Here is an 11841-nt window from a genome sequence, read left to right on the forward strand (position 1 = left end):
ATCCCATGGTGAATGATCCCATGGTGAATGCGGGCGCGATTGCAACGACAAGCCTCGTACCGGGAACGACGGCTGATGCGAAATGGAAGTTCATCTACGACGGATTGTCACAGTTCGCCGGACGTCCGCTTGCGCTTAACGACGAGGTTTATGCCTCGGCGACGGAGACCAACTTCCGAAACCAGAGCATCGCCCGCCTGCTCCAGAGTTTCGAACGGATTTACTGTGATCCGGCAGAGGCGACAGATCTCTACACCAGACAATGCGCGCTGAATGTGAGTGCCAAGGATCTGGCGGTGATGGGTGCGACTTTGGCGGACGGTGGCGTGAACCCCATCACGAAAGTGCGCGTGGTCGATCCGTCGGTCTGCCACTACGCACTGGCCGTCATGACGACTGCCGGAATGTACGAGACATCAGGCGATTGGCTTTACGATGTCGGGCTACCGGGCAAGAGCGGCATCGGCGGCGGGATCGTCACAGTCTCCCCCGGAAAGGGCGGTCTGGGGACCTTTGCGCCGCCGCTTGACAGCGCCGGAAACAGCGTCAAGGGACAGCTTGTAGCGAAGTATCTGTCGCAGCGGCTGGGCATGGATTTATTCATGTCCAACCCGGAAGCGTAGGTTTGCAATTGTCGGAGATTCAGCCCGCACTGACTGTGGCTGAACTCCAGAAAAAATGACAGGGGACACGCCATGACGATGGCATCTGCGACGACGGTTCACTCCGTTGAAGAAGAGAATGCATCCTGGGTGCCGATGATCACCATCGCCCTTGGCCAGATGATCATGTCTTTCAACGTCGCCTCCTTGCCGGTTGCGCTGGGAGGGATGGTCAACAGTTTTGGCGTTCCGCCCACGACTGTCGCCACCGGTATCGTGGCTTATTCGATGCTTGTTGCCGGCTTCGTCATGCTCGGTGCGAAGCTGACACAGCGCTACGGGGCGACGCACGTATTCCGCGTTGCCGTGACCGTGTTCGGCGCCGCGCAGGTGTTGATGACTTTCAGTCCAAACGCGGATCTCATGATTACTGCGCAGTCCTTGTCCGGCGCGGCTGGTGCGGTGATCGTACCGTCGTTGGTCGCGCTTATCGCGGAAAACTACAAGGGGCGGCAGCAGGCAACAGCCGTTGGTGCATTGGGTTCCGCGCGCGCCGCTGCGGGCGTTCTGGCGTTTGTCATCGGCGGTACTCTAGGCACATTCATCGGATGGCGTCCTGCGTTCGGGATTCTGATCGCCGTGTCGGCTGTGGTTTTCCTTTTGAGCTTTCGTCTCAAGCCCGATGAGGCGCGTCCGGAGGTCCGGATCGATTTCGTAGGCGTCATTCTCGCTGCCGCAGCCATCATTCTGATCAGCTTCGGTTTCAACAACCTCAATCGGTGGGGGCTGGGATTGGCGGGGCCCAATGCGCCATTCGACCTCTTTGGCGTATCTCCCGCCCCGATCATGATCGTGATGGGTATCGTGCTCGGTCAGGGTTTTCTGAGTTGGACCCACAGACAGCAGGCTGCGGGGAAGACGCCGCTTCTAGCGCTCGAGGTGATCGACTCCCCGCAGGAGCGGGCGGCGGTGTATGCGATGTTTGCTGTCGTAGCGCTGGAAGCGATGCTCAATTTCTCGGTTCCATTATACATCCAGATCGTGCAGGGGCGCACGCCGCTGGCGACAACAATCGCCATGATGCCCTTCAACCTCACCGTCTTCTTCGCTGCGATGCTGATCGTGCGGTTCTATGGTCGGTTCACGCCGAGGCAGATCGGACGCTATGGCTTCATACTCTGCACTGTGGCGCTCCTTTGGCTCGCCTTTGTCGTGAGGAATGATTGGAGCGCCGTCCCGGTTCTCCTTGGGCTCGTGGTTTTCGGCATTGGACAGGGATCGCTGGTCACACTGCTGTTCAACGTGCTGGTCACGGCTTCGCCGAAAGAGCTCGCGGGCGACGTCGGCTCGCTGCGCGGCACGACCAACAATCTCGCCGCGGCCGTCGGCACAGCGGTGGCCGGGGCACTCCTCGTCGGCCTATTAAGCGCGGCTGTTTTGCGGACCATCGCCGAAAATCCAAAATTGCCGCCTGAGATACAGGCGCAGCTGGACCTGGATAACATCACCTTCATCAGCAATGACCGGCTGCAGAGCGTGATGGAGCAAACCACGGCCTCTCCGGCTCAAGTGGCGGAAGCGGTGCGCGTCAACACTGTCGTGCGATTGCGCGCTTTGAAAATTGGCCTCATCATCATGGCTGGCGTTGCCTTGCTTGCGATTTTCCCGGCAGGGAAGCTGCCCAACTTCCTGCCAGGCGAAATTCCCGACCCGGCGCCGCGTAAGTACGGAAGGAACGAATAGCAATCGTAACCTCCTGGCAAGAAACAGCGTTTGCTACGACGGACAATGTGGCGATCGCGCCCGCGTACTGACCAACGGCTCAGAAGACCCTCCGGAGGGCTCCATGACCAAGCTCGATGATGTCCTGTCCAACGTCGACGCAAATCTCGATGCGGCTCTCGAGCGTCTGTTCGCGATCCTGCGCATCAAGTCGATTTCGACCGATCCGGCTTACAAGGCCGAATGTACGGCCAATGCCGAATGGCACGTGGCCGACCTCAAGAGCATTGGCTTCGACGCCTCGGTGCGCCCGACACCGGGGCACCCGATGGTCGTGGCGCATGACCGCAGCGTGCCCGGTCCCTCGGCACTGTTCTACGGCCATTACGATGTGCAGCCGGTCGATCCGCTCGAGCTCTGGGAGCGCGATCCCTTTGACCCGTCTATCCAGACGATGCCCGATGGCGCGAAGATCATCACGGGCCGCGGCGCCGCGGACGACAAAGGCCAACTCATGGCCTTTGTCGAGGCCTGCCGCGCCTGGAAGGCGGTCACCGGCAAACTGCCGATTCCGGTTTCGATCCTGCTGGAGGGCGAAGAGGAATCCGGTGGCGTGAACCTGCCGGGCTTTCTCGATGCCCATGCCGCGGAGCTGCGCGCAGATATCGGCCTGATCTGCGACACCAACATGTGGGACCACGAGACGCCGGCGATCCAGACTATGCTGCGCGGACTCTGCGGTGAAGAGGTCATCATACACGCCGCCGACCGCGACCTGCACTCGGGCTTCTATGGTTCGGCCGCGGCCAATCCGAACCGCATCCTCGCCCGCATCCTCTCTGACCTGCACGACGACAACGGACGCGTCACGCTGCGCGGCTTCTATGACGGCGTACCGGAACTTCCCAAGGCGCTGCGCGAGCAATGGGACAGCCTGAACTTCAGCGCAAAGTCCTTCCTCGGCGGCATCGGGCTTTCGATTCCCGCCGGCGAGAAGGGCCGCGACGCGCTGGAGATGGTCTGGTCGCGCCCGACCTGCGAAATCAACGGCATGGGCGGCGGCTACCAGGGGGCCGGATTCAAGACCGTGATTCCCGCCATGGCATCGGCAAAGGTGTCTTTCCGCCTGGTTTTCGATCAGGACCCCCATGCCATCCGCAAAGCCTTCCGGGAGCATGTGCATGCACGCGTCCCGGCCGATTGCCGTGTGGAATTCCTGGAGCATGGCGCGGGTCAGGCGATCCGCTTCCCAATCGAGGCCCCGGCCTTCGGCAAGGCGCGCGACGCACTGACGGCCGAATGGGGCAAGCCCGCAGTCTTCATCGGCGGTGGCGGCTCCATTCCCGTGACCCATCAGCTCAAACAATCGCTGGGCATGGACGTGGTGCTTGCGGGCTTCGGCCTCGAGGATGACCGCATCCACAGCCCGAACGAGAAGTACAATCTCAAGAGCTTCCATAAGGGCATCCGCTCCTGGGCACGTATTCTGGAAGCGCTGTCGCGGTAGAGCGGCACGGGCACGCAGCGCTGGCTCTAGGCCAGACCGCCCTCGCGAGGTGCGATGACGCCGCATATACTCATTACCTTCGCCATCATCGCCACGATGGTGCTGCTGTTCGTCTCGAACCGGGTGCCGGTCGCGGTCGTGGCGCTAAGTGCGACACTCGTGCTTTACGCGACCGGCATTCTGGAGCTCTCCGAGGCGCTGGCAGGCTTCGGCGACACCACGATACTCTTCATTGCTTCGCTCTTCGTGGTGAGTGCCAGCCTGGATTCGTCCGGCGTCACCACGTGGGCAGGCCAGGTGCTGATCCGTTACGCCGGCGAAAGCCGGACACGCCTGTTGGTGCTGTCGATGTTGCTCGTGGCCTTTCTCACGGCGCTGATCGGCTCGGGTGGCGCAGTGGCTGCCCTGCTGCCCGTGCTGGTGATCGTCTCCGTCCGGCTCAAGCGTCCGCCTGCGCAACTCATGATGCCTCTCGCCTTCGCCTCCTATTCGGGTTCGATGCTGGTACTGACCGGAAGCCTTGTGAACGTGCTGCTTTCCGACGCGGCAAGCGATGTCGGCCTCGCGCCCTTCGGCTTTTTCGAGATGACGGTGATCGGCGTACCACTCCTGGCCGGTACCGTGGCCATTGTAGTTCTTTTCGGCGAGAGGCTGCTGCCGGTGCGCCCCAGCCGGGAGATGCCCGAGGATCTGAGCCATCATTCGCGCATGCTGACCGAGCAATATAAGCTGTTTGACCGGGTGTACCAGCTTGAGATCACTGCCGCCTCGCCCTATCTCGGCACGTTGCAGGCAGTGCTGGAATCGCGGCTCGAGCGCGAGAACCACCCGGAGCTCAGCTTCATCGCTATTCAGCCGCGCCGCCAGAACAGCATCTCGTGGCAGCATTCCCTCGTCGAGGGCGATCGACTCATCATGCGCGGTGAACAGGCGGCAATGGACGCCTTCGCCGAGCAGCATGGCCTGACGCCCTGCCAGGAGACGATCGGCAAAATGCGGGAGGCACTGTTCAACGATAGCCATGGCTTTTCCGAGGTGGTGCTGCCGCCCCGCTCTCGTCTGATCGGTGAGACCGTCTTCCCCGGCATGGTCACCGAAAGTGGCGATCTGATTATCCTGGGCGTTCAACGCGGCGGCGAGAATCTCGGACCGGGCGAAACCGTTCTTGCGGCGGGTGACACGCTGTTGCTGCAAGGCCGTTGGGAAGCGCTTGAGGAGTACGGGCGAGATCCCAACGTGCTCGTCGTTGCTGCCCCTGACATGATCCGCAGCCAGGCCAGGCCCCTGGGCACCGGCTCCATACGCGCCATTGTCATTCTCGCTGTCATGGTTACGCTGCTAGCGACGGGCGTCGTGCCAAGAGTCGTCGCTGGATTGGCGGCGGCCTGCGCGGTGATCCTGTTGCGCGTACTCAAGATCGAACGAGCCTATCGGGCGATCAACTGGAACGTGCTGATCATGGTCGCTTCGCTGATCCCGCTCTCGACCGCCATGTACAAGACGGGTGCAGCCTATCTCATCGCAGATACACTCGTTGCCATTGTCGGCAATGCGAGCCCGTACGCGCTGCTGGCGGGGCTGTTTTTGCTCACGGCGCTAATCGGCCAGTTGATCAGCAGCACGGCGACGACACTCATCGTCATTCCGATAGCGATTGCCTCCGCGGAAGCCGTCGGTGTCTCGCCGCGCACCGGGCTGGTGACTGTGGCGGTGGCTGCGGCCGCTTCCTTCCTTACGCCAATCGCCGCCTCAGCGAGCCTCATGGTGCAGGGCCCCGGCGGCTATCGATTTGGCGATTTCTGGAGGATGGGTCTACCGTTGCTGCTCTGGTTCTTCCTGGTAGGCACGTTTCTCGTGCCCATCTTCTGGCCATTCGCAGGATGAGCAGTTTGCGCAGGATGATTGGTTTGCGTCTTAACCGACCGGGTATTTCCGTATGAACACCAATCTTGCTTTGGTTCTTCTGCTGCTTGCGGCCGCGATCGTGATGTTTATGGCCAATCGCCCGCGCATGGATGCGGTCGCGCTGCTGATGATCGTGATCATGCCATTTACTGGAGTGATTACCATCAACGAGGCGCTGGCGGGGTTCAGTGATCCCAGCATCGTGCTGATCGCGGGCCTCTTCGTGATCGGAGAAGGGCTGGTGCGCACCGGCGTGGCGCGTCGCCTCGGCGACTGGCTGAATGCGACTGCCGGCAGTAGCGAGACGCGCATGCTGGTGCTGCTGATGCTCGCGGTCAGCGGGCTCGGTGCATTCATGAGTTCGACGGCCGTGGTGGCCATCTTCATCCCGGTAGTGCTGCGCATCTGTCAGAACACGGGTGCCGCGCCGAGCCAGCTGATGATGCCCTTGAGCTTTGCGGCCCTGATCAGCGGCATGCTCACCCTCGTTGCGACGGCGCCGAATCTCGTGGTCAACGCCGAGCTGATCCGCCAGGGTGCGGCAGGCTTCGGCTTTTTCAGCTTCACGCCCTTTGGGCTCACATTCCTGGCGCTCGGCATTGCCTATATGCTGTTCGCGCGGCGGTTTCTGCCCGTCTCCGCCAAGCGTGTGGACGGCGAGCGCCGTCAGCCGAACTTGCTTGATTGGRTAACGCAGTATGGCCTCACCGATCGCGCCTTGCGCGTACGCGTGCTGACTGACTCGCCGCTGGTCGGCAAGCGCCTGGAAGAACTCCCGCTCCGGAACAGTGGCGTAAATCTGCTCGCCATCGAGCTTCCCGGCCGCTTCGGGTCCGAGGCGATCCGCCCGAACGCAAGGACCGAGCTCGCCGCGGGGCAGATCTTGCTGCTCGACGTCATCGCGTCCCCTGCCGAAACCAACCGGATGCTGAATGACTATATGGTCGAAAAGCTCCCTTTGGGCGATTGCGGCTACTTCACCGATCGTTCGCAGGAGATCGGCATGGTCGAAGTCATCGTCCCGGCGGAGTCCAAGCTGATTGGCCAGAGCATTTTGCAGGCGCGGGTGCGCAGCGAAATGGGTTTGACGGTGCTGGGGTTGCGGCACGGTCGCGAGGTCGTGAGCCAGGGGCTGCTCGATGAGACCTTGAAGGTCGGTGACACCCTTCTGCTGACCGGCTTCTGGTCTGACATCCGCAAGCTGCAATCCGAATTCTCGGATCTTGTCGTCCTGAACCTACCGACCGAGCACAAAGAGGTTCTGCCGGCCGCGAACCTCGCACCTCAGGCTCTGGCGGTGCTGGCTTTGACGGTCGGTATGATGGTCAGCGGTGTGGTGCCGAACGTGCACGCGGTTCTGATCGGCTGCTTGCTGATGGGGTTGCTGGGCTGCGTGGATTTCAACAGTGCCTATGCCTCGATCAATTGGAAGAGCCTGGTTCTTATTGTCGGCATGCTGCCCTTTTCGCTGGCGCTGCAACGAACCGGTGGCGTCGATCTCGCCGCCGACGCGGTGACGCATCTTGCGGGCGAGGCATCACCGCGAGTCCTGTTGGCGCTGCTCTTCGTGATCACGGCTGCCCTTGGCCTGTTCATCTCGAATACGGCAACCGCGGTGCTCATGGCGCCAGTAGCGCTCGCCGTCGCGAAGGACATCGGCGCCTCGCCGTATCCCTTCGCGATGACTATCGCCATCGCAGCCTCGGCCGCCTTCATGACGCCTGTGTCTTCGCCGGTGAACACCTTGGTGGTCGGACCGGGCAATTACGGTTTCGGCGATTTCTTGAAGATTGGTGTCCCTTTTACCGTCGTCGTGATGGTAACGACCCTGGCGCTGGTGCCTTGGCTGCTCCGATTTTAGCGGCCGTCAGGCCGGGCGCGATCCCGCGGACGGTTGCTCTTTCTCGTCCCGCGCAAACCAGGCTACATACAGCGTCGGCAGGAAGACCAGCGTCAGAACGGTGGCGACCAGGAGTCCGCCCATGATCGCGAATGCCATCGGTCCCCAGAATACTGTTGGCGCGATTGGAATCATCCCGAGAACCGTCGATACGGCCGTCAACATGATCGGCCGAAAACGGGAACTGCTGGCATCCACCGCAGCGTCCCAGGCCGTCTTGCCCAAAGCGCGTTCGGCGTCGATCTGACCGATCAGAATGACCGCGTTCTTGCTGATCATGCCCAGCAGCGCGAGCACGCCGAGAATGGCGACAAAACCCAGGGGCCTGCCGGACAGCATCAACGCTGCAACCACGCCGATAAGGCCGAGCGGCGCCACGCTGAGCACCATGAACAGTCTCGGAAAGCTCTGGAGCTGCACCATGAGGACGGTAAACATGACGAACAGCATCACCGGCACCACTGCCAGCACAGACGCCTGCGACTTCTGACTTTCCTCCACGGTGCCACCCACGACGACGCTGTACCCCGAAGGAAGGCTCTTTCTGAAGTTCTCGATCGCCATCGAGAGCGACGTAACCACGCTCTCCGGCAGCTTGTCGCCGGCAATGGCAGCCTGAACCGTCAGGGTCGGAATGCGGTCGCGCCGCCAGACGAGCGGAAACTCCTGGTCATATTCGAAGGAGGCGAACTGGCTGAGAGGAACAGTCTGCCCACCCGGCAGCGCCACCTGCAAGTTGCGCAGACCGTCCAGCGAGCCCCTCTGCTCGTTGGTCGCGCGCGCCACCACATTGACCAGATAGATATCGTCGCGAACCTGGGTAATGGGTGTGCCGGATATGACCGTATTCAGGACTGTCGCGATCGCTTGCGAACTGAGGCCGAGAAGGCGAGCCTCGTTCTGGTCCACGCGAATACGCACTTGGCGATTGGGTTCCATCCAATCGAAATTCACCTGCTTGGTGTCCGGACTGGAGGCTACGATCTGTCCGACTTTGAGCGCGATTTCGCGCACCCGTTCCACGTCGGGCCCACTGACCCGATACTGCACCGGCCATCCAACCGGCGGTCCGAGCTCAAGCGGAGAAACGAACGCAATCGCGTTAGGAAACTCCTGCGCGAGCAGCTTTTCGAGCTTGGAATGCAGGCGCTCGCGTGCAGCGACATCCTTGGCGATCACCACGGCCTGCGTGAAGAAATCGTTCGGGAGCTGAACATTAAGGGGCAAATAGAAGCGGATGGCGCCGCGCCCGACATAGGTGCTCCACCGCGCCACATCGGCATCGGTCGAAAGGGCAGCATCCAGGCGCTTTGCCGCAGCCTCGCTCGCGTGGATTGACGAGTTCTGCGGCAAGCTCAGGTCCACGAGCAATTCGGGACGGTCCGACGATGGAAAGAATTGTCGCGGGATGAGCGGCAGCGCAAGCACCGAACAGACGAAGAGCGCCAAGGAGATCGCGATCGTCAGCCATTTCGCGCGCATCGCGAAAGTCAGGAAACTCCGATACATGCGGAAGATCCTGCCCGGATCCGCCGTACTTGTCTGCTTCGGTGGAACAAGGATCGCTGCTCCGAGCAGTGGCGTGAAAATGACCGCAACGAACCAGGAAACCAGCAGTGCGATCGTGACCACGGCGAAGAGCGAGAACGTGTATTCACCGGCGGAACTCGCGGCAAAGCCGACCGGTATAAAGCCCGCTATCGTCACCAGCGTGCCCGCGAGCATCGCCATTGCATGGGTCCGGTATGCGAAAGTTGCCGCCTCGATCTTACTGGCGCCCTCTGCGAGCCGACTGAGCGTCGCATCGGTCGTGGTCATCGCATCGTCGACCAGCAATGCGAGCGCAATGATGAGCGCGCCAAGCGATATTCGCTGCATATCGATGCTGAGAAGTCCCATGATCGGAAACACGATCGCCAGCGTGAACGGTATGGCCAGCGCGATGATCAGGCCGGGTCGTACACCCAGGCTGATGAAACTCACCACCATGATGATGCCGATCGCCTGCATCAGCGAGACCGTAAACTCGCGGATCGCCTGGTCGACGACAACGGGCTGGTCCGCGACCAGGCTGGGCTCGATTCCAATGGGGAGATCCGCGGTGATTTGCGCCATTGCCTTTCTGATATTGGCGCCGAGCGCGAGAATGTCGCCGCCATCCCGCATGGCGATTGCGAGGCCTATTGCCGGCTTGCCATTGATCCGAAACATCGGCTGGGGCGGATCCGTGTAGCCGCGTCGCACCTGCGCAATATCGCTCAGGCGAAGCATGCGGCCGCCGGCGGAAAAATTGATGTTGGCGATGTCCTGCTCCGATTGGAAGCTGCCTGATACCCGAATCGAGATGCTTTCCAAGCCTGTCTGAATCGTTCCCGCCGGACGCACGATGTTTTGCGACTGGAGCGCCGCAATAAGAGCGGACCGATCAATTCCGAGGGCCGCGAGCTCCTTCGTGGAGAACTCGACGAAGATCACTTCATCCTGTTCGCCCAGAAGCTCAATCTTTGACACGTCAGGTACGAGAAGCAGCTCTGAGCGGATGTCCTCGACCCGATCGCGCAACTCGCGCTGAGTGAAACCGTCACTGGTAAAGCCATAGATGATGCCGAACGTATCACCGAATTCGTCATTAAACCCCGGCCCGATCACGCCTGCGGGTAGTGTATGGCGCATGTCTCCGATCGTCTTTCGTACGTGGTACCAGGTGTCGGCCACCTGTTTCGCATTCGCGCTCCCCTTCAGATTTACAAAGACGGTCGCGACACCGGCCCTTGTGAAGCTCCGCAGGAAGTCCAGATGCGGCGTTTCCTGCAAGTGACGTTCGAGGCGCTCAGTCACCTGCTTCATCGTCTCTTCCACAGTTGCGCCGGGCCACGCGGCCTGGACGACCATGGTCTTGATGATGAAGGCGGGATCTTCGTTGCGCCCCAACCGGAAATAGGACAGCGCTCCCCCGACCACCGCAATCATCATCATATAGACGACCAGCGAACGGTGTTTCAGAGCCCAGTCGGAAAGATTAATTCCGCTCATGGCTCGGATCCAAGAATCCGGACCTTCTGACCCGGATGCAACGCCTGAACGCCGGCGGTGACAACTATTTCGCCGATGTCGAGCCCCTGGGAAATGATGGCCTGCGCTTCATCGAATCGCAGCACGTCCACATTGCGCACCGCGACCGTGGCGGTGGCCGGGTCGACGACCCATACGGCGGGCTGCTCGTTCATCCTGGTCAGCGCGGAAGATGGAATATCGATCATCGGCCCTGCAGTGGTACTCACTCGCCCTATCACTGACGCACCCAACCGCATCGCGGCTGGCGGATCCGTCAGGCCGACCTTGACCTCGAAGGTTCGGGTCACAGCACTGGCCTGTGCAGCGACTTCGCGAATGCGCCCTTGCGCCGTTATCGACGGATCGTCAGCCAAGCTGACAGTGATCTCTGGATCGGCGGAGGCCGACCTGATCAATTGAGCGGGGACATCGAAGATCGCATCGCGACCGTCCTGCCGTGCGATCCTGGCGATCATCTGCCCGACCTGGACGACCTCGCCGGCGACCGGACCTGTGGCTGTTATCACACCGGGTGCATCAGCCTTGAGTTCGGTGAAACCAACGAGGTCATGCGCAGAACTCAGTTGCGCTTCGGCCGCATCGACTTGCGATTGCGCGGTTTGCCGCGCCTGGGTTGCGGCATCATAGTTGACGCGCGTGGTCCACCCCTGCGCCAACAGCGTCTCCTGACGATCGAAGTGATTGCGCGCCTGGGTCAATTGCCCCTGAGCGGCGGCAAGGGAGGCCTGCGCCTGCCGCAGCGTGCTCAGTTCATTCTGCGACTCCAATCGTGCCAGCACCTGGCCGGCCTTGACCCGGTCGCCTATCTTGGTGTCATTACTCAACAATCGTCCCGAGATCCGGAATGCGACATTCACCTCGTCTTCTGCCTCGACCCGTCCGGAGAATGTCAGCGGCGTTGTGACCTTGCGTTTTTCTACGGTCGCTGTACGTACGATCCGCGGCGGAGATGCGTCCTTGGTTTCGGTTTCCCGTCCACATCCTGCCAGCATCAGCGAGAACGCCGTCACCAGCGTCGATGTGAGGATGTTTCGGGGCGCGGATCGGCTGCCGTGCATGAACATGACCTGTTCCGTTCCGGGAGTGAGATCTTGCCGGGAGGATTGCTCAGTCCGCAGTCGCATTTTCCC

General features: G+C 61.3%; 7 protein-coding genes. 5 read left to right on the top strand and 2 right to left on the bottom strand.

Going from position 1 to position 11841, the window contains the following annotated elements; translation table 11 throughout:
* From AB4Z51_RS37680 to AB4Z51_RS37700, 5 genes are all read left to right on the top strand, one after another.
* Positions 1-623 (top strand): glutaminase (locus tag AB4Z51_RS37680; RefSeq protein WP_441499151.1); only part of this gene is annotated, 623 nt, incomplete at its 5' end.
* Positions 624-695: 72 nt separating this feature from the next.
* Positions 696-2345, top strand: coding sequence for an MFS transporter (locus AB4Z51_RS37685; protein WP_244623086.1), 1650 nt, complete (start codon positions 696-698; stop codon positions 2343-2345).
* Positions 2346-2448: 103 nt separating this feature from the next.
* Positions 2449-3831 carry a M20/M25/M40 family metallo-hydrolase gene (locus AB4Z51_RS37690; RefSeq protein WP_135214214.1) on the top strand — a complete coding sequence of 461 codons (1383 nt, stop codon included), beginning with the start codon at positions 2449-2451 and terminating at the stop codon, positions 3829-3831.
* 54 nt (positions 3832-3885) lie between these two features.
* The gene (locus AB4Z51_RS37695; protein WP_135214213.1) at positions 3886-5715 is read left to right on the top strand and encodes an SLC13 family permease; all 1830 of its coding nucleotides are present in this window, start codon (positions 3886-3888) and stop codon (positions 5713-5715) included.
* 52 nt (positions 5716-5767) lie between these two features.
* Positions 5768-7597 carry an SLC13 family permease gene (locus AB4Z51_RS37700; protein WP_441499152.1) on the top strand — a complete coding sequence of 610 codons (1830 nt, stop codon included), beginning with the start codon at positions 5768-5770 and terminating at the stop codon, positions 7595-7597.
* A 6-nt stretch (positions 7598-7603) separates the two neighbouring features.
* Here AB4Z51_RS37700 and AB4Z51_RS37705 read toward each other — a convergent pair whose 3' ends face one another.
* Positions 7604-10669, bottom strand: coding sequence for an efflux RND transporter permease subunit (locus AB4Z51_RS37705; protein ID WP_135214211.1), 3066 nt, complete (start codon positions 10667-10669; stop codon positions 7604-7606).
* A complete protein-coding gene (locus tag AB4Z51_RS37710; protein WP_135214274.1) occupies positions 10666-11769 on the bottom strand; it encodes an efflux RND transporter periplasmic adaptor subunit in 1104 nt (367 codons plus the stop codon). Before AB4Z51_RS37710 ends, AB4Z51_RS37705 begins: the two co-directional genes overlap by 4 nt.
* Between the last annotated feature and the right edge of the window lie 72 nt (positions 11770-11841).

This window comes from Bradyrhizobium sp. 2TAF36 (assembly GCF_052114925.1).
Classification (GTDB): domain Bacteria; phylum Pseudomonadota; class Alphaproteobacteria; order Rhizobiales; family Xanthobacteraceae; genus Bradyrhizobium; species Bradyrhizobium barranii.

Excerpts from the sequence above, each read along its gene's own strand:
- AB4Z51_RS37685 (WP_244623086.1), top strand. The coding sequence starts at position 696 with ATGACGATGGCATCTGCGACGACGGTTCACTCCGTTGAAGAAGAGAAT.
- AB4Z51_RS37690 (WP_135214214.1), top strand. The coding sequence starts at position 2,449 with ATGACCAAGCTCGATGATGTCCTGTCCAACGTCGACGCAAATCTCGAT.
- AB4Z51_RS37695 (WP_135214213.1), top strand. The coding sequence starts at position 3,886 with ATGACGCCGCATATACTCATTACCTTCGCCATCATCGCCACGATGGTG.
- AB4Z51_RS37705 (WP_135214211.1), bottom strand. The coding sequence starts at position 10,669 with ATGAGCGGAATTAATCTTTCCGACTGGGCTCTGAAACACCGTTCGCTG.
- AB4Z51_RS37710 (WP_135214274.1), bottom strand. The coding sequence starts at position 11,769 with ATGCACGGCAGCCGATCCGCGCCCCGAAACATCCTCACATCGACGCTG.